The sequence below is a fragment of the Rhodococcus sp. P4_E4 genome (genome assembly GCF_056401575.1).
In genome coordinates, this window is the sequence record NZ_JBFUJB010000017.1 from 59,887 (window position 1) to 82,331 (window position 22,445).

A 22,445-nucleotide genomic window follows, 5' to 3' on the forward strand; every position below is an offset into this window, starting at 1 on the left:
TGATCCGCTACGGCCCACGACCCGGTATCCGCATGGATGTCGGGACGTGGTGTGCGCTGACCAGCTCAGACGCGTTCGACCAACACGCAGCGGGCACCACTGAAGATCGTAGGCATGCACTTGTTGCAGTGGATGCACAGTGATTGGGTATCGGATTCGGCTGCGATCCGATTGATCAGATCCGGTTCTCTGAGCAGTGCCCGTGCCATGGCGACGAACTCGAACCCTTCCGCCATTGCGGTATCCATGCCCGCTTTGTCCGTGACACCGCCGAGCAGCACGAGCGGCAGCTTCACCGCAGCACGGATCTGGCGAGCCTCTTCCAGCATGAACAGCGGCTTGTACGGATAGGCATGCAACATGCTCTTGCCCACCAACTGCACACCGAGTCGAACAGGCTGGGGCATCGCGGCGGCAAACTCGCGGATCGGCGCATCGCCCTTGAACAGGTACATCGGGTTGAGCAGTGAGCTACCCATCGTCAACTCGAGCGCATCGACACTTCCGGATGCCTCGAGCCACTGCGCCACCTGGATTGCTTCGTCCACCCAGAATCCGCCTGGCACACCGTCGTCCATGTTCAGCTTGGCCAAGATCGCGATCTTGTCGCCGACTGCATCGCGCACACTGCGCGCAGTTTCGAGTACGACGCGAGCCCGATTCTCGAGCGATCCGCCGTAAGAATCCTTACGACGGTTCAATTTCGGACTCAGGAACGAGCTCGCGAAATAGTTGTGGCCGAAGTGGATCTCGACGGCGTCGAATCCTGCCTCGACGGCAAGTCGCGCAGCGCTCCCGTGCGCCGCCGCAATTCTGGTGATGTCCGCTGTGGTGGCAGTGCGAATCATCCTCATGCTCAACGGATTGAACGAACTCGACGGTGCCAGCGCAGGCAGTCCGGTCGACTTCTGATTCGCGACGGGGCCGGCGTGCCCGAGCTGCGCCGATGCTGCTGCCCCTTCGGCGTGAATGGCATCGGTGAGTCGTCGCAGTCCGGGGAGGGCATCGGGCCGCATCCACAGCTGGCCGTATTCGGTGCGCCCTTCCGGTGCGACGGCGCAATACGCGACGGTGGACATCCCGACTCCGCCGGCTGCCGGGCGGCGATGGAACTCGATCAGCTCGTCGGTGACCAGGGCGTCGGGAGTTTTGCCTTCGAATGTCGCGGACTTGATGATTCGATTTCGCAAGGTCACCGGGCCCAGCTTTGCCGGGGCGAGCACGTCGGGAGCAGTCATCAAGTTTGCCTCTCGCAGGGGTTGTTTGCTGGACGGTAGATCGATGGTCCAGAGCTGGCCAGCCCCCGTGCCACGGAGCGGGAAAACAACTTCAGCCCGGCCTACGTGGCCGGGCTGAAGTGACATCGCTGCAGATCAGATGCGTCCGAAGTACGCGTCCTTGAGCACTGCCAGGTCGTCGATGTCCTTGGCGTCGGCGTCGAGGACCACCTTGCCGATGTCGAGGACCGTCACGTGATCGGCGACGCTCATCGCGGCCTCCACTGCCTGCTCCACCAGCAGAACAGCCAGGCCGGTTTCCTTGAGCTGCTGGACGCGGTCCATCACCTCACCGACGATCACCGGAGCCAGCCCGCCCGACGGTTCGTCGAGAAGGAGCAACCGCGGCTGCGCCATCAGCGCTGCGCCGATCGCGAGCATCTGCTGCTGACCGCCCGACATGGAACCGGCGGGAAGCGCACGCTTCTCCCCCAGGATCGGGAACATCTCGTACATGGACTCGACGGATTCCATCAGCTCGCCGCGCTTTGCCTTGCGGGTGTACCCGCCCAGCAGAAGGTTCTGCTCGACGGTCTGCTTGTGAAAGACCCGCTTACCCTCCTGCACGTACGCCATACCCTGCCGCACCCGCTTGTGGGCGGGAACTCCGGTGATGTCGGCACCGTCCATTTCGACGGTTCCAGAGGCCACCTTGTTGAGGCCGGACAGAGCACGGAGCGTGCTCGTCTTGCCTGCACCGTTGCGTCCGAGCAGGGCTGTCACCTGACCGGGATAGACGTCGAACGAGACATCCCAGACGACGCGCAGATCGCCGTACCCGGTCTGCAGGTTACGGACCTTCAGAATCGGTTCCATCACTTCACCTCGCTGGTCTGATGGTCTACCGCGCCGATTTCTTCGAGCAGCGCATCCTCATCACCGGACTTGACTCCGAGGTATTCGCTCAATACGCGCGGGTGATGTTCGATCGTCGCCGCATCGCCGGTGGCGATCACCTGCCCCTGCGCCAGTACCACGATCTCGTCGGCCAGCGAGAGCACGAGGCGGAAGTTGTGCTCCACCAACACCACTGTGGCCCCGGCATCTCGCAGTACCCGGATCAGGTCTGCCAGGCGTTCGAGTTCGTCCTCGTCGAGTCCGGACGCAACCTCGTCGAAGAGTACGACCCTCGGCTCGGCGATGACGGCGCGAGCAACTTCGAGCATGCGACGCATCCCCAGGGGCAGCGACGTCGCGATCTCGTTGCGCAGGTGCGACATCCCCACGAGCTCGAGAACACGCTCGGCCTCGACGATGTCGGCCTTCGCGATCCTGCGGAAGCTGGGCAGGCGAAGCACAGCCGACGCCATCGACGCGCGGTGCACCGAATACCGTCCGGATGCAACAGCTTCCAGAACCGTGATGTTCTCCGGAATCGTCGGAGTTTGGAACGTCCGCGCCACACCCACGCGCGCCACCTTGTGCGGCGACGACTGCGAGACCACCGTGTCGCCGATTGTGATCACGCCGGCGTCCGCGGTGTAGAACCCGCAGATCATGTTGAGCATGGTCGTCTTACCCGAACCGTTTGGCCCGATCAACGCGGTGACCTTACCGGCCTCTGCGGTCAGGGTTGCCGCATTGAGCGCCTGGTTGCCACCGAATGCCTTGGACACTCCGTCGACCACCAACCGTGCGCCGTTGATCGGCGCCAGCTCCGGTGTTCCGCCGCTGTTTTCCTTTGCGGTGACTACGCCCAGGCCGGCCCTGCGATCGAGTTTCGAGACGATCGCTCGCCCGACCTTGGTCAGACCACCCGAGAGCAGCACACCGCCGATGATCAGGAAGCCCCCGTAGAAGATCAGCGAGTATTCCTGAAATGCCGTCGACTGGTTGGGGCCGAGCTGCATGATCGCGGCACCGACTACGGCGCCGTACACACTTGCCGCCCCGCCCAGAATGGATGCCGCCAGAACCGCTGTGGCAAAGGTGAACCCGAAGGCTTCCGGCGAGATGAACAGGTCGGTATTGGCGAACAACGCACCCGCCAGACCGGCCGGGAACGCACCGATCGCATAGCCGAGCAGTTTCATCCGGAACACCGACACACCCTGCGACGACGCCAGCACCGGCGACTGCTTGAGCGTGCGGAACGCGATGCCGTGACGCGAGACCACCAGGTTGCGCATCACCGCGAACCAGAGGACGGTCACCACGACAACCACCATGTAGTACTGCTGGGTGTCGAGTTCGGAGCCGAAGAGCGTCGGCGGCTCCATACCGGTGAGGCCGTTTCGGCCGCCGGTCTTGCCGCCGAAGATCGCCAGTACGTCCGGCACGAGCAGCACCAGGAAGAACGACGTCATCGCCAGGGACCAGTTGCCCAGTCGCAGACCGGGAACGCCAGTCAAGATGCCGACGCCCAATGCCACGGCACCGGCCGCAGCGAGCTGGACCAGGATGTCGGTGTGACCGGCCTGGGACATCAGACCCGCGGTGTATGCACCCGCCGCGTACATCGCGGCCTGGCCGAGCGCCAGTTCACCGGCAAAGCCGAGGCTCAGGTTCAGGCCGCTGACCACAAGTGCCAGGATGCAGGCCAATTGAATCTGCCGTGATGTCGACAGGTCGAGCCCCATCACGGGCAGCAGCAAGATCACTACCGCCAGGACCAGCGGGATGATCCAACTCGGAAGGGAACGGAAAGTCCGCCACGCGCTTACCATTTCACACCACCCGTTCTCGGACGTTGCCGAACAAGCCGGCAGGTTTGACCATCAAGATGATGATCAGCACCGTGAAGACGGCGATATTGCTGTACTGACTTCCCGCCCACAGGGCGGTGAACGATTCCACCAGGCCGACGGTCAGGCCGCCGATCAAAGCGCCTGGCAGAGAGCCGAACCCGCCGATCGCCAACGCCACGAATCCCTTGAGGGCCAGCGCGGCACCCAACGTCGCAACTGCAAACGTCTTGGGGCCGACAAGGAGTCCGAGGACACCGGCCAATGCACCCGAGAAGGCAAACGCACCCAGCGCCAACCGTCGTACATTGACTCCTCGCAGCATCGCCGCTTCACGATCCTCGGAGATGCCGATCAGAGCCAGACCCGTCATGGTCTTCTTCGAGACGTAACTCAACCCGATGACCAGTGCAATAGCCGCAACAAGCAGAGCGATCTCCACCGGGTAGGTACGGCCGCCGAGTAGGGTGATCGGTTCGTTCGATCCGAAGAACGGAACCGTGAGAGGTTCACTACCCCAAATCAATTGAGTTGCACCATTGAGCAGCGTGGCAACGCCAAGCGTGGTGACCAGCTGGTTCTGGTGATCGGCCACCGGTCTGATCGCGACGATCTCCTCGACCGAGGCGAGGAGCATCACGGTCACGGTTGCCATGACGGCCACCACGAGAACGGGAAGTTTCAGGGTCACGAGACCCGTGTAGGCGACGAAAGTGCCCACCATCATCAGCTGAGCTTGAGCGAAGTTGAACGTGTTGGAGGAAACGAAAACGATGTTGTACCCGATGGCAACCAGCACGTAGACCGCGCCGAGCGCCAATCCGGACCACAGAATGGTCATGACGCAGCCGGGTTTCCGAACTGACCGTTGAGGATCTTCGTCGGGCTGATGAACTTCAGCTCACTGGTATCCGGGTTCGGGCCGTGGTTGTCAGAGCTGAAGTTGTAGCGCGAGAGGAATGCGGTCTTGGCATTCTCCTGAACCTCTGCGGTTTCCAGTGCTTCGGCGAGTTTCTTCGGATCGGTCGAACTGCCGACCTTCTCCGCTGCTGCCGCGACGAGGGGGAATGCGTCGTAGTTGTCCGCGAGGATCAGCGTCGACGGGATCGAGCCCAGCGACGCCATCGTGTCCACCATCGTGTTGACGAGCGCGTTGTTCGGATCGAACACCGTGCTGGTGAACACCTGCGTCACCAGGTTCTTCACCTGCGGGGTGCCGAGCACACCGGCGGGCGGATCATTGGCGATGAGGTTAGTGGCAGAGACCGACGTGTTGCCGATCAACGGCACGTCCCAGCCGAGTCGCTCCAGGCTCTGCAACACGTATCCGAGCGGGGCGCCGTACGCGTCCAACGCGATTGCCGTTGCACCGGCATTCTTGAGGGACTGCAACTGCGCCGTCATGTCCAGAGCAGCGGCGTCGTATTCTTCGTTGCCGGCAGCCTTCAGACCGACCTTCTCGAGCGCACCGGTCATCTCCTCGCCGAAGAGTTCACCGTAAGCGGTACTACCGTGCAGGACTCCGACGCTGCTGTAGCCCTTGGTCTTTGCATACTCGGAGATGCCGCGAGCGGTGTCGGTCGCGCCCGGAGCCAGGTCGAAGTTCAGCGGGAACTTCGAGGGGTCCGTGGAATCGGGAGAAGGCGCCATGCTCAGCGAGAGGATGTTGTTCTGCTTGAGGATCGGGAGAACCGCAGCCGCGATCGACGAAGGACCCGAGTTGAGGTAGAGGTCAGGCTTGTTCCCCGAGTTGATGGCTTCGCGCAGCTTGGTGACAGCGATGGTTGCATCACCCGCGTCATCGACAGTGGTGAGCTCGATCTGACGGCCGCCGATGCCCCCGGCCTCGTTCTGGACCTGAACGCCGGCCTTCGTGGCCAGCAGGGAAGTCTGCGAGTTCGCCGCGAGAACACCCTGCGCACTGATCCCGCCGGTCAGCAGGACGCGGTACGGCGAATCCGCGCCACCTTCGGACTCCGAAGAACCACTACACCCCGCGAGAGCCAGAGCCGTCACGGCAACTGCCGCAACAAGAATGGGCCGACGATTCATGTCTGCACTCCTAGAACACATGTATGCACCGAACGTCAGGCGAATACCTGACGAAAGAAGGATCGGCCGGTGGGAACGCCTGATTTCGAGCACCAGCCAACCAAGCACCCGCTTGATGATCTAGCAAGCAGTTGCTTGGGTTGGAGCATAGAATGTGATCTGGATAACGTCAAACGCACAAAAGAGGAGTCATGGAAGCGGACGCTATGCATATTCGGGCGGCCTCGACAGACCGATTCCCGCTGGGTGGAAACGCCAAAACGGCCCCACGCCCTGCGGGATTCGATGAGGTGAATCCGAGCAGGGCGTGGAGCCGTTTGCGTAAAGGTCTGAACTATCGCTGGTTTCGTGGCTTCCAAACCACCAACGCGTTGTTACGTGGAATCGGAACGAGGTCCCGGCGATAGCCCGCATGGACTTTCGCGATTTCCTCGGCCAGTTCGCGGACGCGATGCTGCAGAGCCTCGACCTGGTTGGTCAGTTCGATGATCCGTTTGATTCCGGCGAGGTTGACGCCCTCGTCCTGCGAAAGCCGTTGTACTTCACGCAGAAGCGCAACATCACGCGGGGAGTAGCGTCGTCCGCCACCAGTGGTTCGGTGAGGGGTGACCAAACCGAGTCGATCGTAGTTACGCAAGGTCTGCGCATGCATTCCGGCCAACTCGGCTGCCACCGAGATCACGAAGATCTGGGCGTCAGGATCGACCGTCGCATCCCATTGATTCTGCGGTCGTTCGGTCATCATGCACCGGCCCACCCGGCCCGTGGATCGAACCCGCTCGCCTTCTCGGCTTCGAGATAGGTCTTCAGCGCTTCGATCGCCGGGTCGTCCAACTTCTGCGGGACGGATACCTTGACGGTGACCAGAAGGTCGCCTGCCCCCTCGGGACGCTTGGGGATGCCGCGTCCGCGAACTCGCAGAATGCGTCCGTCCACCGTTCCGGCCGGAACCTTCACTCCGACACGGCCGTCCAGGGTCGGCACGGACAGTGTCGTCCCGAGCACCAGTTCGCCGTAGCTCACCGGAACCGTCAGCGTCAGATCGTCGCCGTTACGGCCGAAGACATTGTCCGGCTTGACGCGGATGTTGACGAACAGGTCACCCGCCGGAGCTCCGCGGAGACCCGCTTCGCCCTTGCCCTTGAGTCTGATTTTCTGACCGTCGCTCACGCCTGCCGGCACGCGAACCGTGATGGTCCGTGTCCGGTTGGTGACGCCGCTACCGTGGCAGTCCTCGCAAGGCGAGTCGATGATCGAGCCGGTTCCCCGGCAGTCGTCACACGGCTCACTGAATCCGAATGCGCCCTGGTTGCGGCTGACCACGCCGGTTCCGTTGCAATGCGGGCACACTCGCGGGCTGGTACCCGGCTTTGCGCCGCTGCCGTGACACGTGGTGCACGACGTCGGGCTGGTCAGACGAAGTGGGACGGTGACACCGAGCGCCGCTTCGCGGAAGGCGAGCGTCGTCTCGGTCTCGAGGTCCTTGCCTCGACGCGGGCGGTTGGGCGCAGCTGTGCGCTGGCCCGCTCCCCCACGATTGAACAATCCGCCGAAGATGTCTCCGAGACCCGAGTCCTGCCCGCCGGCACCGCCGCCGAACAGGTCGTTGATGTCGAAACCACCAGCGCCGGGGTTGAATCCACCGCCACCTTGCGCACGGGGACCGAAGCCTCCGCTGGCAAAGAGGCGCCTGGCCTCGTCGTACTCCTTGCGCTTGTCCGGATCAGACAGAACGGCATGAGCTTCACTGACGGACTTGAAACGCTCTTCGGCCTTCGCATCGTCAGGGTTGGCGTCGGGATGAAGATCCCGGGCCAGCTTGCGATACGCCTTCTTGATTTCGTCGGCCGTCGCGGTGGACGAGACGCCCAGCTCCTTGTAGAAGTCCTTCTCGATCCACTCCCGTTGACTCACTGGGCGTCTCCTCCTCTCACTCTTACTTCGCTTCTTGTTCTGAACCGTCTGCAGGCTTGTCGCCTACCCGGTCCGTCACGGCCACCATTGCGGTCCGAAGGACCCGGTCGCCGAGCTTGTAACCCTTGCGCATGACCGTCCCGAGTACGGGGTCGTGGCCTTCGCCTTCATGCTGCACCGCTTCGTGGAGTGCGGGATCGAAATCGTCGCCCTCGTTACCGAAGTCGGTCAAACCCAGACCCGTCAGGGTCGTGTTGAGCTTGTCCGCGAGTGCACGCAGTGGACCTGATTCGAGGTCACCGTGTGCCCGAGCGCGATCCAGGTCGTCGAGGATTCCGATGAGTTCGGTGATGACCGAAGCGCGCGCGGTTTCCTTGATGACCTGCTTGTCACGCTCGACGCGACGACGGTAGTTGGTGAACTCCGCCTGAAGTCGCTGCAGATCCGCAGTTCGTTCGGCGAGCTGATCGGTGGCGGATGCTTCCTCCACGATCGACTCTGCTTCCTGAACTACCCCTGTGTCTTCCGAGTCGAGCGGCGGCAGGGATTCCCCCGCCGCCTCTCCCTGTGCACCGGTCTCGGGGTCGACCGGGTTGTTCTCGGAGTTGTCCGAGGTCACTTCTTGTCCGAGTCGGTGGGCTCGTCGACAACCTCGGCGTCGACGACGTCGTCGTCATTGCCTGCGCCGTCGGTGTTTCCGGCCTCGTTTGCAGCGGAAGCCTCGTAGATGGCCTGGCCCAGAGCCTGCGACTCGGTGCCCAGCTTCTCCACTGCGGTCTTCACTGCAGCGATGTCGGTGCCTGCCAGGGCGTCGTTGACGTCCTTGACCGCTGCCTCGACCTTGGTCAGGATCTCCTCGGAGACCTTGCCCGCGTTCTCACCTTCACGCTGCTCCTTGACGAACTTCTCCGTCTGGTGGACCAGCGACTCGGCCTGGTTGCGGACCTCTGCCTCTTCGCGACGTGCCTTGTCTTCCTCGGCGTGAGCCTCGGCGTCCTTGACCATGCGCTCGATCTCTTCCTTGGACAGACCGGAGCCGTCCTGGATCTTGATCGTGTTTTCCTTGCCGGTGCCCTTGTCCTTCGCCGTCACGTGCACGATGCCGTTGGCGTCGATGTCGAAGGTGACCTCGATCTGCGGAACGCCACGCGGGGCGGGCGGCAGATCGGTGAGCTCGAAGGAGCCGAGCAGCTTGTTGTGCGAAGCGATTTCGCGCTCACCCTGGAAGACCTGGATCTGCACCGAAGGCTGATTGTCGTCAGCGGTGGTGAAGGTCTCGGAACGCTTCGTGGGGATGGTGGTGTTGCGCTCGATGAGCTTGGTCATCACGCCACCCTTGGTTTCGATACCGAGGGAAAGCGGCGTGACGTCGAGGAGCAGAACGTCCTTGACCTCGCCCTTGAGCACGCCGGCTTGGAGTGCGGCGCCGACTGCGACGACCTCGTCCGGGTTGACACCCTTGTTGGGCTCACGGCCACCGGTCAGTTCACGAACCAGATCGGAGACTGCCGGCATACGGGTGGAGCCACCGACGAGCACGACATGGTCGATGTCCTTGACGGCGATTCCGCTGTCCTTGATCACTGCCTGGAACGGCGCACGGGTGCGATCGAGCAGGTCCGAGGTGATCTTCTGGAACTCGCTGCGGGAGAGCTGCTCGTCCAGGAAGAGCGGGTTCTTGTCCGCGTCGACCGTGATGTACGGGAGGTTGATGGAGGTGCTCTGCGAGCTGGAGAGCTCGATCTTCGCCTTCTCCGCAGCCTCACGCAGACGCTGCAGGGCCATCTTGTCCTTGGTCAGATCGATGCCGTTCTGAGCCTTGAACTTGTCGACCAGCCAAGCGACGACGCGCTCGTCCCAGTCGTCGCCACCGAGGTGGTTGTCACCGGAGGTTGCGCGAACCTCGACGACGCCGTCGCCGATTTCGAGCAGGGAGACGTCGAAGGTGCCGCCACCGAGGTCGAAGACCAGAATGGTCTGCTCGGTGTCACCCTTGTCCAGTCCGTATGCCAGTGCAGCCGCGGTGGGCTCGTTGACGATACGAAGGACGTTGAGGCCGGCGATCTGGCCGGCTTCCTTGGTTGCCTGACGCTGTGCGTCCTCGAAGTATGCGGGGACGGTGATGACGGCGTCGGTGATGTCTTCGCCGAGGTAAGCCTCCGCGTCACGCTTGAGCTTCATGAGCGTGCGGGCGCTGATTTCCTGCGGCGTGTACTTCTTGCCGTCGATTTCCACGTTCCAGTCAGTGCCGATGTGGCGCTTGACGGAGCGGAGGGTGCGGTCGACGTTCGTGACTGCCTGGTTCTTCGCGGGCTGACCGACGAGAACCTCGCCGTTCTTGGCAAATGCGACCACCGAGGGGGTGGTACGTGAGCCTTCGGCGTTGGCGACCACTACGGGCTCGCCGCCCTCCAGCACTGCAACTACCGAGTTGGTCGTACCGAGATCGATACCGACTGCACGAGCCATAGTGTTCCTACCTTTCGTTCTGCGGTTCTCTGCCCGAGTGGTTGATCTCGAACATGACCGCGAGTTTTTCGCTTGGTGAGCGTCCTCCGCTCAAGTTTGCCTCCGACCGTGGCCGGGAGTCAACTTGAAGTTGAGCCGAGGGCGCTCAAGCTTGTCGAAATGGTCAACTACAGCCCACGTAGATTTGTTCCCGCCTTCCCCGAAAAGCCGAAAAAGTGCGCCACATCACTTCCGAATCTCTCCGAATGGCTACGATCGGCCGGTGACCGATCCCGACAATTCTCCCGTTCGACCTGCTCGACCGGCGCCGGCGCGCCCCGCACCCGAGCGACCCGACGTCTCGGTTCGGCCGCTCCGACCTGCAGCGAACGACGAGATGCCCAAGGCCGTGACCTTGTCCACCTCTGCCTGGATCGGCTCGTTCGTCGTCCTGGCCGGTATCGCCGGAGTGGTAGTCACCAGCCTCGACGACGTCCGGTCAGCCCTCGAAGAATCGACTGCGCGCGACAATCCCGGATACTCGTCCACCGACATCTCCGATGCCGTGACGGTCGTCCTGGCCGGCAGTGGCGGCGGCGCTCTCGTCCTGATCCTGCTCGCACTCATGAGCCTTCAACTCCTCCGTGCCCGCAAGAACGCCGGGCGGGTGATGACGGCGATCGTCGGAGCCCTCAGCATCGCGGCCGGGCTCGGCTTCATGTCTCTGGTCGACGGCGCTGCGGATATCGGCGCCGGAGTTCTGAGATGGGGTCCGATTCTCTACTGCGTCCTTGTTGCAGTGGCGGCGATCGCTCCGTTTGCTCCCGGTGTCAGCACCTGGCTGCGAGTACGCCGATGAAGGTTCACGTACAACTCGACTCCGCGCCGGGCGCGGGCGCTGCTCGCAGCCGCGAACTCGCGGAGACCGGCGCCGGTGGCCTGTTCACCTTCGAGGGACCACACGACGTGTTCTTCCCGCTCGTCGAAGCGGCATCGGCCGTCGACCTCGACCTGATGACCAACGTCGCCATCGCATTCCCCCGCAGTCCCATGCATCTGGCGCATTCGGCCAACGACCTACAGTTGCTCAGTCGCGGCCACTTTCGCCTCGGTCTCGGATCGCAGATCAAACCGCACATCGAAAAACGCTACAGCGCAACGTGGTCGCGTCCAGCGGCCCGCATGAAGGAGACGGTCGCAGCGGTCAAGGCGATCTTCACGGCGTGGGAGAACACCTCGACGCTGAACTTCCGCGGCGAGTTCTTCACCCACACTCTGATGCCCCCGACGTTCGATCCAGGCCCCAATCCCTATGGACCGCCGCCCATCCTGATGGGTGCGCTCGGACCGGTGATGACCCGGACGGCGGCGGAGGTGGCCGACGGACTCCTGGTCATGCCGTTCCACACGCAACGCCATTTCCTCGAACGAACACTTCCGGCCGTCGATGCCGGCCTCCGTGAATCCGGCCGCACCCGAGACGAATTCACGATCATCCCGCAGGTCATCGTCGGCGTCGGCCGCGGCGACGATCAACTTGCCGCGGCCGCCCGAGGCGTCCGAGCCCTGCTCTCGTTCTACGGTTCGACGCCCGCATACCGTCCGGTGCTCGACGTCGAAGGGTGGGGCGAGGTCCAACCGGAACTCAATGCCCTGTCGAAGCGAGGTGGTTACGCCGACATGGCATCACTGATCACCGATCCGATGCTGACCACACTCGCCGTCGTCGGCACCCCCGAAGAGTGTGCCGCCGAGATTCGGCGGCGGTTCGGCGAGCATGCCGACGAAGTGTGCTGCTACTTCCCGGGTTACGACGTAGAACCGTCAGACGTGGCGTCGATGATCTCGCTTCTCACCTGAACCTGGTCGAACTTCCTGATCAGGCCCCCAAGGTACGGGCCAGCTCGGTCAACGACTCCCGGGCAGCACGCAGGCTCGCGTCACCCCGCTCGATCAGCGGTGCCATCGCCGGAATACGCTGCGCCAAAGTCAGTTCCGCGGTGATGACGGAGACATCCATTCCCATCGACACCCCGAGCACCTGAACGAGTGGCGGGACGGTGTGATCGTTGGCCTCGTTCCCCGAACCCGGCGCATAGGTGTTCCCACGGCTGGACACGATCACCACGGGCTTACCTGCGAGCGGCTGAGTGCGCGTGTCGAAAGGCACCGTAGTCCCCAGGACGTGCACGTAATCTATCCACGCCTTCAACGTGGACGGGATCGACCAGTTGTACATCGGCGCGCCGATCACGACTACGTCTGCAGCGGTAAGTTGCTCGATGACCCGAGCCTGTAGTGCTTCCGCGGCGGGATCCGGAATCTCTCCCTCGACCCGCAAACGTGGTGCATAGTGCAGAGCCGCGTCCGCGAGGTGCGGCAAGGGATCCCGGTGCAGGTCCACCGTCACCGTCGTGTGATCCGGACTGTTGTTCGACCACTGCTGAGCGAACAGGGCGGTGAGATCACGAGAGGTCGAGTTGTGGAGTTCGGCAGACGAATCAATGTGAAGTAGCTGTGGCATCCTTCATCAGTACCAGAGCGCGCTCAACTCTTCTCCGCGGCGAGATCGGATTCTGCCGCGTACTGCGCCAACAGGACACGTTCGCGCTCGCGGCGCGGATAGAAGAACGTCACCACCGCGGCACCGGCACACACGATGATGATCGCCGCGATGTAGGCGTTTGTATCCCCGTCCAGGAAGGCGCTTTTGGCGGCGGTCATGATTTGGTCCGCGTATTGCGGGTAGCGTTCCGCGAGAACTTCGGCGCTGGAGAAAGATTTGGTGAGCGCGGCCTGAGTTTCGGGAGTCACCTCGGATGCGTTCGGCGAGGACGAGATCGCATTCCCCAACGATTTTGCGTACCCGGCCGTGAGTATTCCGCCGAGAATCGACTGCATGATGGCGCCGCCCAGGTCGCGTTGCAAATCCGAGGTTCCCGACGCCATACCAGCGCGGTGCACGGGAACGGATCCGGTCAGCGAACGCGATGCCGGTGTGCCGGCCAGGCCGACCCCGATCCCGACAAGCGCATAGGCCAGCGCGACCTGCCAATACTGTGTGCTTTCGTTCCACAGGAAAAGCGCGACAAACAACCCGAGAACCACGAACAGGTAGCCGGAGAGCAGCGTGACGCGGGCGCCGTACCTTTCGATCATGGTCGCCGAGCGCGGCGCAACGATCACCATCGCCAGCGCAGCCGGAATGATCGCCGCACCGGCTGCCAGCGTCGAGTAGCCGAGGACGTTCTGCAGGAACTGCTGGCCGATGAACATCGCGCCCATGAGCGAACCGAACACGACCAACCCGCCCACCGCCGCGACCCAGAAGGTCGGGCGCGCAGCCACGTGAAGATCGAACAGCGGATTGACCGCGCGTCGCTGTTGCAGGAAGAACCCGATACCCGCGACGACCGCTATCGCCCCGAGCACCAGAGCCAACGTGCCCGAACCCTTCACCGGCGCAAAGTTGATGGACAGCACCAGCGCCCCGATGAAGACGATCGACACTATGCCGCCGAGGTGATCAACTCGCTCGGTCGTCTCGTTGACGTGCGCGGGCACCAACACCAGCGAACAGATCAGTGCCACGAGAGCCAACGGAAGGGTGACGAAGAAGACCGAACCCCAGTGAAACTGCTCGAGCAGCGCCCCCGAGACGATCGGACCGAGTGCTGAAATCGCGCCACCGATTGCGGACCACATGGCAATCGCCTTGGTCCGTGCCGGTCCGGCCCACAGCGCCGTGATGATCGCCAGCGTGGTCGGGAATGCAAGACCTGCCGAGACGCCTCCGACTATCCGAGCAAGGAACAGCACTTCGAAGTTCCCGGCGAATCCAGCCACGATCGACGCCGGAATAGACAGCGCCATGCCGGTGACCAGCAGCATCTTGCGGCCGTATCGGTCTCCCAACGCCCCAAGGTAGAGCACCGTTCCGGCCAGGCCCAACGAGTACCCGACCGCGATCAGGTTCAGTTGTGTCTGGCTGGCGTCGAAGGCCCGCCCGATGTCCGGCAGCGCGACATTCGCGACCGAGAGATTGAGATTCGCGACCGCAGCGACCAGGATGAGCGTCCCCAGGACGAGGGTGGCTCGATCCGGTGAAGCGGACTTGATGTCACTCGCCATGCGCGTGCTCCCATCGAGGTGGGACCCGAACCTGGGAGTTATGTCCGGGTCATCCCGAACTCAAGATAGAACCCTCTCCAAGCGCTCGCACAGTGAACGGGTCCCTATTCGGGCACAATTTCAGCCAAGACGCCCTCGGCGCTGCGGGCAGCAACCAGGCAGGCGCGGGAGGTGAACCTGTCGAAGAGCGGATGCCTGGACAACTCGCGCCATCGCCGGACAGCCGCGGTAGCCCGCGCACGCTGCACCTCCGGCGATTCTTCCGGTTCGCAGCCCAACCGGTCACTGGCCCGGATTCCGTAGCCACCGATCAGCCTTTGCAGTTGTGCCAGGTCGTCGGGTGGCAGATCTGTGTGTACCGAACGAAGTCGCCCGAGCAGGCGAAGTTCGTGGAAACCGTGAACGTCGGCGAGCAACCGTTGTGCCTCCGCCGCGATCTGATCGCCTTCCTCACTCGGATCGGCTTCGAGGATTCGGCCCAACGTCACCAGCGCGGTGTGCGATTTCAGTTGATCCGCGCGCTGCCCGAACTGAACGTCGATCACCTGACGAAGTTCGTCCAGTCCGCTTCGCTCCAGCAATTCCGCGGCCAGAGACGGTGAATCAGTGGCCCCCAGCTTGATCGACGTCACGGCGAGGCGAATTCCGAAGAGCCCGAACCGATCGGCCAATTGCGCCCGCATCGCCGCGTCGACCGGGAGCGGACTGTCCTGCCTGGCAAAACGATCCGCGGAGAGCAAGGCCAGGCTCAGATCCTCGGATGGAACCTGCGCGAGCGCCGAGAAGGCAGCGAACTCGCTCTGCCGCATCGTCCGTGCGGCGAGTGCCAGCAGACCTGCCACGGGAACCACCGACTGGCACAGGCCGGTTCGCTCCAATTCCTCGGCAAATCGTGCCGCGACGTCCTTCGCCGAAGACAACGCGTCGAGCCTGCCTGCGCCGACCTCGTCGGCACGCGAGAGAACACCGATCACTCCGAGCGGGCCGGATTCTCCGCCGACATGATCAGCGATCTTCCCGAGGAACTGCATGTCACTGGCGTTCAGGGCGCGCAGCAGGTAGACCACCGCGTCCGCGCCGGGCGCACCACCATCGGGAACCAGCATGTCCCAGGTTCGGGCCGAAACCTCGGTCGAGAGCGACGACGTACCTGGGGTGTCGATGATCGTCGTACGAGCCAATGCCGAAGACGGCCAGTCGACGTCGATGCGGTCCACCGAGTCTGCGGTGTACTCCCCCAGATCGAACGTGAGCCTGCCGTCGCGGCGCGTCACCGGCACGTTGAACTCGGCACCGTTCTCGGCCGTCGCAGTCACCTGGGGCGTTGTCCCGTTCCGATACCAGGTGACGACGCGCGTGCACTCCGTCGCGTCGGTAGGCGCTATATCCTGTCCGACAAGCGAATTGAGCAGCGTCGACTTCCCCGCCTTGAGGGAGCCGGCGAGCGCCACCCGGAGTGGCTCGCCGAGTCGGGCAGCGCATTCGTCCAACTGGGCTCGCGTCTGCGGCTGGTCCGCGTAGACCCGTCTGGCCTGGTCGATCAGAGCATGTGCCGACTCCACAGCGGTCACGGCGGTCGTGGCACTCATGCGTTGCTCACCTTTGCCGAAGCAGGAGCCGGAGTTTCGCCGATCAGCTTTCCGGCAACGGTGTCAAGCTCTGCGACGACGCGCATGTCGGTCTCCAGACGCTTGATACGAGCGGCGTGTTCGCTCGACTCCAACTGCGCAGCTTCCTGCGTGGCGCGGAGGGATTCGTTGATCGAGCGCAGCGCCTGCTCGGCGATGTCGGTGAAGTGATCCCGCAGGAGCCGCTGCACCAGGCGGAGGCGGTCCTTCGACTCCTTGCCCACCTGGAAGCTGACGTCGTCGGCGAACCGTCGGATAGCCGCTTTCGCCTCGGCCCGACGCTTGAGCACCTGTGCTTGTTTGTCTTCGCGATAAGCCTTGGTACCCAGCAGAACCCCGGCTCCGATGGAGATCGGGTTGACCAGTGCCATGCCCATCATCGTGGTGATCAAGCCGAACATCAAGACGCCGCCGTACGAGCCGCGCATGCCGACCAGGACCTTCTGAGTGATGCCGATACGGCCGGATTCGAGGTCCGACAACGCGCCAACCGGTTCCAGGAAACCGTCGGTGTCGGCGACGTCGAGATGCGGGAGCGCGACGTCGCCGGTCTCCGCGAAGTGCTGCGCCACAACTTCTGCCAACCATTGAGCTCGATCGTGAGCCCACACGAAGTTGTCACCGATAGCGGTGGCGATCTCCTGTTCGAGCCACTCCCCCACTACGTCCCAGTCCTTACCTGGATCGCCTTCGTCGACCGTCTCTTCGGCCTGGCGGGTGACTCGGCGCAACCGGTCCCGGAGGTCGTGATCGATGTCGGCGGCGAGGTCTGCAATGCCGTCGCCGAGGCTCTGTTGCCAGAGCGAGGTCTTCTTGTGCAGTTCCTCGGCCGCTGCCCGGGCACGCTGCAGGCCGGCGACCGCCGCTTGAGCGGTGGACGGATCCTTCAGCGCCGCAAGCTCACTGCCCATCTCCAACGTCAGATGTGCTGCCGAGGAACGCACGTCCATCGCAACTGCGCGTCGCGTGTTCGACTCGGCACGCGCAACCACGTTGTCCCGCAGGAACTGATAGAGGTCCAGAAATCCGGATTCCGCCTCGAGTTCCTTGTCCCCCAGCCTCAGTGCGTGCGACCGCAGTACCGAGGAGATCGGAATGAGCGGCAGGTCCAACCCGGCGCGCTGGAGATGTCCGCGATCGGCGTCGAGGATCTGTCGCCAGTGCGGGTACAGATCGGTCTTGCTGATCAGACCGGCCACCGCAGGACACAGATTGACGACCTGGCGGATGAATCCCAGCTCGGGTTCGGTGAACTCCTGACTGGAGTCCGACAGAACCAACACGGCATCGGCCGCAGTGATCAATCCCAATGTTCCTGCAGCATGCGGATTTCCATGACCACCGACACCGGGGGTGTCGATCAGAACCAAACCGTCGGCCAACAGCGGACTGGGAACACCCACTTCCACACGCAGAACTTCACGCCCTTCGGCGCGAGGCGTGGCCGGGGTGATCCCCATCAGTTCTTCGAGCGGGAGGGGCACCCGGATGGGCGCCGCACCCGGATCGGCGAGAATCAATTCGGCGACCGCGGTCTCCGCGTACTGCACGACCGTCGCCACGGCAGTGGTCTCGTCGTCACCGACCGAACACACGTCGATGCCGAGCAGAGAATTGACGAACTGGCTCTTGCCCTGTTTGAGGGGACCGACCACCACGATACGAATACGCGGATCATTGACTCTGACCTGAGCATTCTCGAGTCGGCGCACCAGATCCGTGCGCCCGAAATCCTTCGCCACGACGGCTGTTCGTTCGAGCAACGACGCCGTCGACGACGCGACGCGCGCCTTCCGACTGCTTACCTGACTCGCTGAATCACTCATGAGCTACGTTGACCCGCAATTCTTCCCGACTCGAATATCCGGCCCTGCGAACGCATAGCGCACGCAGGGCCGGATTTGTTACATCAGGTCATTTTGACCGATTTCAGTTCCTGCGTCAGCAGATCAGGGATGCAGGTGATCGACAACCGCAACCGGGTCGATGTGATCGACCGGTGCTGCAACCGAATCCTCGGCGAAGAGCGAGTGTCCGGTATCGGCGCTCAGTCCCGAATCGGAGCCCGCACCGAAAGCGTCGGTCGCATCGATCGACGACCACGGGTTCAGCGCACCGGTCAAGGAACTTGTCAGGTCGGACACTCCGCTGACTGCTCCACCGAGGGATCCACCCAGGTCAGCGACTCCGCCGCCGCCAACGGTACCGCCACCGTCGACGGTGCCACCGGCAGCCGCGGCTGCGTCGGCACCGATCGAACCTGTCACGTCGGTGACTGCTCCGACAGCCCCGCCGAGCGATCCACCGAGATCGGTGACGCCGTTCAGTGCTCCGCCGAGCGACCCACCCAAACCGGCCGCAGCGTTCGTGGCGGCGTCGAGACCTGCTGTTGCGTCGAGACCTGCTGTTGCGTCCAGAGCACCGCCCACCGTTGCTCCGAGGTCGCCGGTCACACCGCCGAGGTTCAGGCCGTCTGCCGCGATGCTTCCGAGGTCGACGGAAGGCAGTTCAGCCGAGATCGGGCCAAGGTTCACTGCGCCGAGGTCGACGGAGGGCAGGTCGGCGCCGATCGAACCGGTGTCGATTCCGCCGAGGTTCAGTGCCGTGTCCAGCGCTCCACCGAGTGCGCCTTCGGCACCGAGAACGCTGTCGAGAGAGCCCCCCAGCCCGAGGCCGGCTCCCAGCGCACCGTCCAGCGCGCCGGTGAGGTCCGTGCCCACGGAACCGACAGCACCCAAGCCGCCAGCACCTGCGAGAGCGGTGTCGAGAGCCGCAGCCACACCGGCTGCCAAGCCTGCTTCGCCGCCCAGGCCGAGTGCACCACCGAGGTCGATTCCGGTAAGTCCGCCTGCGCCGAGTGCTGCGTCGAGTGCGCCGCCGAGACCGCCCGCCAGCCCGGCATCGACGCCGAGTGCCGAACCGAGGACACCTTCGAGGGCCGTCGACAGATTCGCACCGCCGCCCAGAGCCGCTGCGAGGTCTGCGCCGAGACCGCCTTCGAGGTCGAGTGCTCCCCCGAGCAGTCCACCGAGTGCGCCGCCCAGATCGGCGCCGACCGTTCCGCCGGCACCGAGGGCGCCGGAGAGTGCCGCGCTGAGCTGCGCGCCCAGGTCTGCACCGCCGCCGAGTACGGCGTCGAGGTCGAGTCCTCCGCCGAGGCCCAATGCTGCGTCGAGTGCGCCGCCGAGTGCAGTTTCCAAGCCGCCGCCGACGCCGAGCGCTCCTCCGAGTGCGCCGCTCAGGGCTGCACCGAGATCGAGGCCGCCCGCGATATCGGTGAGAACGCTGACATCCGTGATCGCTCCGAGGACGCCGCCGAGTGATGCACCCAGATCGGCGCCGATCGTGCCGCCGGCTCCCAGGACACCGGAGAGCGCGCCGGACAACGCCGTGCTGAGGTCGCCCGTCAGAGCGCCGGCCAGATCGAGGCCGCCGCCCAGTGCAAGGGCGGATTCCAGTGCGCCGGTCAGGCTCGCGCCCAGTTCGCCGCCGATGTCGAGGAGACCGCTGAGGTCTGCTGCGCCGCCGAGGAGTCCACCGAGAGCCAGTCCGAGGTCGGCTCCGAGGTCGCCACCGATGGCAAAGACGGGTGCGAGGGCTCCGCTGAGCCCCGCCGTCAGGTCGAGTCCGCCGACCGCGCCGATGGCGGCGTCGAGGGCTGCGCCCAGTTCCGCGGTCAGACCGCCGGTCACTCCGAGGGCGCCGCCCAGAGCCGCGCTGAGCTGTGCGCCCAGATCGAGAGCTCCTTCGAGATCGAGTGCACCGCCGAGGCCCAGGCCGGCTTCGATGACGGCGCCGAAGGCTGCGCCGAGGTCGGCACTGATCTCTCCGCCGATGGCAAGCGCAGCGCTGAGGGCTGCTGCGAAGTCGCCGACCAGGTCGAACTGGCCGCCGAGGGCGCCTCCGACTCCGAGGCCTGCACCGGCGCCGAGACCCAGGCTGCCGCCGAGGCCGCCACCTAGTCCACCGGTGAGACCACCACCGATTCCGAGACCGCCGCCGATGGCACCCGCAGCGGACGCGCCGGCGTTGACGATCGCGGACAGGTCGGCGCCGCCACCGGCAAAGAGTCCGGACTCGGCAACCAGCGGAGCGACCGCGACGATGTCGGCGGGGCTGACGTCGCACAGACCGGCAGCGTTGAGTGCCGCGGTCGGGTTGGCGCAGTAGTTGGCAGCTGCCTCGTCGTCACGAAGTAGCCCGAGGATGAATTCGAGTACGGCGTTCGTTGCCATGGCGGGTTCTCCTGAAGTTCGTTGACCGGGTTGTTGCCGGTGGGTTGTTGCCGGTGATCCGGAAACTGGTGCGCTGCCAGAGGTAGCGAGTGGAATCAACGCTAAGAACTTTTGCGACTGGGGCCAACGGGGAGCATCCCCCTCTTCTGCGTGGACAGACAGGGAAGCCCCCTACGGGGTACGCCCGTTCGGAATAGGGGGATTTGCTCCGATTAGGGGATCGGTCCCCTACTTCGCCGCGACGCCTCCGATCCGGTAACGATCCAGGTCCTGAAACCGACATCGCAGACAACCGCGACAGTCCTTCTGTCGCCCACGACCAGGGGAGTTCGTTCATGGCGGCAGGGCTCGGCATCAGCATCGGTTCGGCCACTCTCGTAGCTGTCACCGACGGCTCGACCGGTGAAACGCAACAGGTCCGCTTACCCAGTGCGCTGCAATTGGACGACGGAACCGTCATCACCGGATTTGTCGAGCGCGTCGGAGACCCGATCCCGATACTTGCCGCCGACGGTACCGAGTACCGCGGCGAGTCTCTCGCAGCGACAGCGGTAGGCGCGCTCGTCGGCCAGGCTGGCGGCGAAGAAGGTCCAGCTGTAGTCCTGGCTCACCCGGTGGGGTGGAATCGTCACACAGCACGCACCATGGAGTCCGCGCTGGACGACGCCGGGGTTCACGGGGCTACTCTCGTCGCCGAACCCGCGGCCGTCATGGCGTGGCTCGCCGCTTCCGGAAACGCTGCCAACGACGGTCTGACCGTCGTCTACGACCTCGGCGCTCGCTCGCTCGACGTCACGATGATGTCCACGACCGGCGGACGAAGCGAGATCTTCGGAAAGCCACTGCGCAGCGAGGACATCGGCGGCGACGAATTCGATCACCTCGTCACCGTGCACCTGCTCGATGCGGTTTCCGACCACTTCGCAGCCCTTGATCCCTTTGCTCCCGAGACGATTGCAGCGCTGGAAACTCTGCGCGAGCAAGCCCGCGCAGCCAAGGAGGAACTTTCCACCGAGACGGAAACCGTTGCTCGCGTGACGCTTCCCGGCGCCGTCAGCGACATTCGACTGGTTCGTTCCGAGCTCGAGGATCTGATCAGGCCCGCCCTCACCGAATCGGTGGCCTTGGTTCGCGAAAGCCTGCGATCTGCCGGCGTCGAATCCAGTGATGTCAATCAGGTTGTTCTGGCCGGCGGAAGCTCGTCCATTCCCCTTGTCGCCGAACTACTGTCCGCGGAGCTTCGTGTTCCGGTGATCGCCGACGCCGATCCCGCGTCGTGCGCGGCGTCCGGCGCCGCGGCACTCGCCCTCGACGCCCGAGACTCGCAAGTGCCGGCCGCCGCCACTGCAGTGATTCCCGCCGAGCCGTCGCGCAAGCCCGCACCGGTTCCTGCCTTCTCGACTCCGTTGCTTGCCGAGCCGACAGAGGAAGAGAACACGGCGACTCGACGCTCGTCGAGGGTGGGCGTCGTTGCTGCGGTGGTAGGAGCGTTCATCGTGCTCGCCGCAGGCGGACTCGGAATCGGAACGGCCATGGACAAGATCAACGTTCCGTCCAGTTCGGCGGACACCACCAGTGAGTCCACCTCGTCCACCGCTTCGACCACGCCGGGCTCTACCCCCGGCAGCACCACGGCAGCCGAAGCAGCAGGTAACGGATCCACGACTGCGAACAACGTTACTCAGAACAATCAACCCGGCTCTCCTGCTGCCGCAGGCGGTTCGACGACGGCACCAGGGGCAGTTCCGGTTGCCGGCGCACCAGCTGGATCTGCTCCCGCACCAGGTGAGACCGCCCAGTCGGCGCCTGCACCTGCCGCACCCGGCGCCCCGGCGCCCGCACCGGCTCCCGCCCCGGCACCGGCGCCCGCGCCCGCGCCCGGAGCAGGCGTCGGAACCGGTATCGGTGATGCTGCGACCGGCATCGGCAACGGTGTCGGCGGTTTGGTCGAYGGCGTCGGGGACGGTGTCGGCGGCGTGGTCGGAGGTCTCGGTAACGTCGTCGGTGGTGTCGGAAACGTGGTCGGTGGTGTCGTCGGCGGCGTCACCGCGCCGATCCGCTGACCGGCGGGCTTTC

General features: G+C 64.3%; 17 protein-coding genes. 3 read left to right on the top strand and 14 right to left on the bottom strand.

What is annotated here, in order from left to right; genetic code table 11:
* Positions 1–65: 65 nt before the first annotated feature.
* The 9 genes from AC1DVN_RS19945 to dnaK all read right to left on the bottom strand — a co-directional run bounded on the left by AC1DVN_RS19945 (position 66) and on the right by dnaK (position 10,396).
* A complete protein-coding gene (locus AC1DVN_RS19945; protein WP_024487410.1) occupies positions 66–1,241 on the bottom strand; it encodes an NADH:flavin oxidoreductase in 1,176 nt (391 codons plus the stop codon).
* A gap of 132 nt (positions 1,242–1,373) precedes the next feature.
* Complete coding sequence (locus AC1DVN_RS19950) at positions 1,374–2,093, bottom strand: ABC transporter ATP-binding protein (protein ID WP_020723665.1); 720 nt, start codon at positions 2,091–2,093, stop codon at positions 1,374–1,376.
* Positions 2,093–3,943, bottom strand: a complete 1,851-nt coding sequence (locus tag AC1DVN_RS19955; protein ID WP_019749389.1) for a branched-chain amino acid ABC transporter ATP-binding protein/permease — start codon at positions 3,941–3,943, stop codon at positions 2,093–2,095. Before AC1DVN_RS19955 ends, AC1DVN_RS19950 begins: the two co-directional genes overlap by 1 nt.
* A 1-nt stretch (position 3,944) precedes the next feature.
* Positions 3,945–4,802, bottom strand: coding sequence for a branched-chain amino acid ABC transporter permease (locus AC1DVN_RS19960; RefSeq protein WP_019749388.1), 858 nt, complete (start codon positions 4,800–4,802; stop codon positions 3,945–3,947).
* Complete coding sequence (locus AC1DVN_RS19965; protein ID WP_019749387.1) at positions 4,799–6,013, bottom strand: ABC transporter substrate-binding protein; 1,215 nt, start codon at positions 6,011–6,013, stop codon at positions 4,799–4,801. Before AC1DVN_RS19965 ends, AC1DVN_RS19960 begins: the two co-directional genes overlap by 4 nt.
* 334 nt (positions 6,014–6,347) lie before the next feature.
* The gene (locus AC1DVN_RS19970) at positions 6,348–6,758 is read right to left on the bottom strand and encodes a heat shock protein transcriptional repressor HspR (RefSeq protein ID WP_003944355.1); all 411 of its coding nucleotides are present in this window, start codon (positions 6,756–6,758) and stop codon (positions 6,348–6,350) included.
* Complete coding sequence (gene dnaJ, locus AC1DVN_RS19975) at positions 6,755–7,927, bottom strand: molecular chaperone DnaJ (RefSeq protein WP_019749386.1); 1,173 nt, start codon at positions 7,925–7,927, stop codon at positions 6,755–6,757. Before dnaJ ends, AC1DVN_RS19970 begins: the two co-directional genes overlap by 4 nt.
* 22 nt (positions 7,928–7,949) lie before the next feature.
* The gene (grpE, locus tag AC1DVN_RS19980; protein ID WP_019749385.1) at positions 7,950–8,546 is read right to left on the bottom strand and encodes a nucleotide exchange factor GrpE; all 597 of its coding nucleotides are present in this window, start codon (positions 8,544–8,546) and stop codon (positions 7,950–7,952) included.
* A complete protein-coding gene (gene dnaK / locus AC1DVN_RS19985) occupies positions 8,543–10,396 on the bottom strand; it encodes a molecular chaperone DnaK (protein WP_019749384.1) in 1,854 nt (617 codons plus the stop codon). Before dnaK ends, grpE begins: the two co-directional genes overlap by 4 nt.
* A gap of 262 nt (positions 10,397–10,658) precedes the next feature.
* Between dnaK and AC1DVN_RS19990 the strand changes: the two genes are divergently transcribed.
* Both AC1DVN_RS19990 and AC1DVN_RS19995 read left to right on the top strand, forming a co-directional pair.
* Positions 10,659–11,234, top strand: coding sequence for a hypothetical protein (locus AC1DVN_RS19990; RefSeq protein ID WP_019749383.1), 576 nt, complete (start codon positions 10,659–10,661; stop codon positions 11,232–11,234).
* Positions 11,231–12,235, top strand: a complete 1,005-nt coding sequence (locus tag AC1DVN_RS19995; RefSeq protein ID WP_019749382.1) for a TIGR03617 family F420-dependent LLM class oxidoreductase — start codon at positions 11,231–11,233, stop codon at positions 12,233–12,235. The genes AC1DVN_RS19990 and AC1DVN_RS19995 overlap by 4 nt, the downstream gene beginning before the upstream one ends.
* Positions 12,236–12,254: 19 nt before the next feature.
* Here AC1DVN_RS19995 and AC1DVN_RS20000 read toward each other — a convergent pair whose 3' ends face one another.
* The 5 genes from AC1DVN_RS20000 to AC1DVN_RS20020 form a co-directional block, all read right to left on the bottom strand.
* Positions 12,255–12,899, bottom strand: coding sequence for an FMN-dependent NADH-azoreductase (locus AC1DVN_RS20000; RefSeq protein ID WP_092764968.1), 645 nt, complete (start codon positions 12,897–12,899; stop codon positions 12,255–12,257).
* 23 nt (positions 12,900–12,922) lie between these two features.
* Entirely contained in the window at positions 12,923–14,506 is a 1,584-nt protein-coding gene (locus AC1DVN_RS20005) for an MFS transporter (RefSeq protein WP_020968776.1), read from the bottom strand.
* A gap of 104 nt (positions 14,507–14,610) precedes the next feature.
* Positions 14,611–16,095 carry a dynamin family protein gene (locus AC1DVN_RS20010; protein ID WP_141487635.1) on the bottom strand — a complete coding sequence of 495 codons (1,485 nt, stop codon included), beginning with the start codon at positions 16,093–16,095 and terminating at the stop codon, positions 14,611–14,613.
* Positions 16,092–17,960 (bottom strand): dynamin family protein, encoded by a 1,869-nt coding sequence (locus tag AC1DVN_RS20015; RefSeq protein ID WP_019749378.1) that lies wholly within the window; start codon positions 17,958–17,960, stop codon positions 16,092–16,094. Before AC1DVN_RS20015 ends, AC1DVN_RS20010 begins: the two co-directional genes overlap by 4 nt.
* Before the next feature lie 123 nt (positions 17,961–18,083).
* The gene (locus tag AC1DVN_RS20020) at positions 18,084–20,369 is read right to left on the bottom strand and encodes an IniB N-terminal domain-containing protein (protein ID WP_046378121.1); all 2,286 of its coding nucleotides are present in this window, start codon (positions 20,367–20,369) and stop codon (positions 18,084–18,086) included.
* A 335-nt stretch (positions 20,370–20,704) separates the two neighbouring features.
* On the opposite strand from AC1DVN_RS20020, the gene AC1DVN_RS20025 reads away from it, so the two are divergent.
* The gene (locus AC1DVN_RS20025) at positions 20,705–22,432 is read left to right on the top strand and encodes an Hsp70 family protein (protein ID WP_243617399.1); all 1,728 of its coding nucleotides are present in this window, start codon (positions 20,705–20,707) and stop codon (positions 22,430–22,432) included.
* Positions 22,433–22,445 lie beyond the last annotated feature (13 nt).

Bases quoted from the DNA above. Each gene is read 5' to 3' on its own strand.
- AC1DVN_RS19950 (WP_020723665.1), bottom strand. From the start codon at position 2,093: ATGGAACCGATTCTGAAGGTCCGTAACCTGCAGACCGGGTACGGCGAT.
- AC1DVN_RS19955 (WP_019749389.1), bottom strand. From the start codon at position 3,943: ATGGTAAGCGCGTGGCGGACTTTCCGTTCCCTTCCGAGTTGGATCATC.
- AC1DVN_RS19960 (WP_019749388.1), bottom strand. From the start codon at position 4,802: ATGACCATTCTGTGGTCCGGATTGGCGCTCGGCGCGGTCTACGTGCTG.
- AC1DVN_RS19965 (WP_019749387.1), bottom strand. From the start codon at position 6,013: ATGAATCGTCGGCCCATTCTTGTTGCGGCAGTTGCCGTGACGGCTCTG.
- AC1DVN_RS19970 (WP_003944355.1), bottom strand. From the start codon at position 6,758: ATGATGACCGAACGACCGCAGAATCAATGGGATGCGACGGTCGATCCT.
- dnaK (WP_019749384.1), bottom strand. From the start codon at position 10,396: ATGGCTCGTGCAGTCGGTATCGATCTCGGTACGACCAACTCGGTAGTT.
- AC1DVN_RS19995 (WP_019749382.1), top strand. From the start codon at position 11,231: ATGAAGGTTCACGTACAACTCGACTCCGCGCCGGGCGCGGGCGCTGCT.
- AC1DVN_RS20000 (WP_092764968.1), bottom strand. From the start codon at position 12,899: ATGCCACAGCTACTTCACATTGATTCGTCTGCCGAACTCCACAACTCG.
- AC1DVN_RS20005 (WP_020968776.1), bottom strand. From the start codon at position 14,506: ATGGCGAGTGACATCAAGTCCGCTTCACCGGATCGAGCCACCCTCGTC.
- AC1DVN_RS20010 (WP_141487635.1), bottom strand. From the start codon at position 16,095: ATGAGTGCCACGACCGCCGTGACCGCTGTGGAGTCGGCACATGCTCTG.
- AC1DVN_RS20015 (WP_019749378.1), bottom strand. From the start codon at position 17,960: ATGAGTGATTCAGCGAGTCAGGTAAGCAGTCGGAAGGCGCGCGTCGCG.
- AC1DVN_RS20020 (WP_046378121.1), bottom strand. From the start codon at position 20,369: ATGGCAACGAACGCCGTACTCGAATTCATCCTCGGGCTACTTCGTGAC.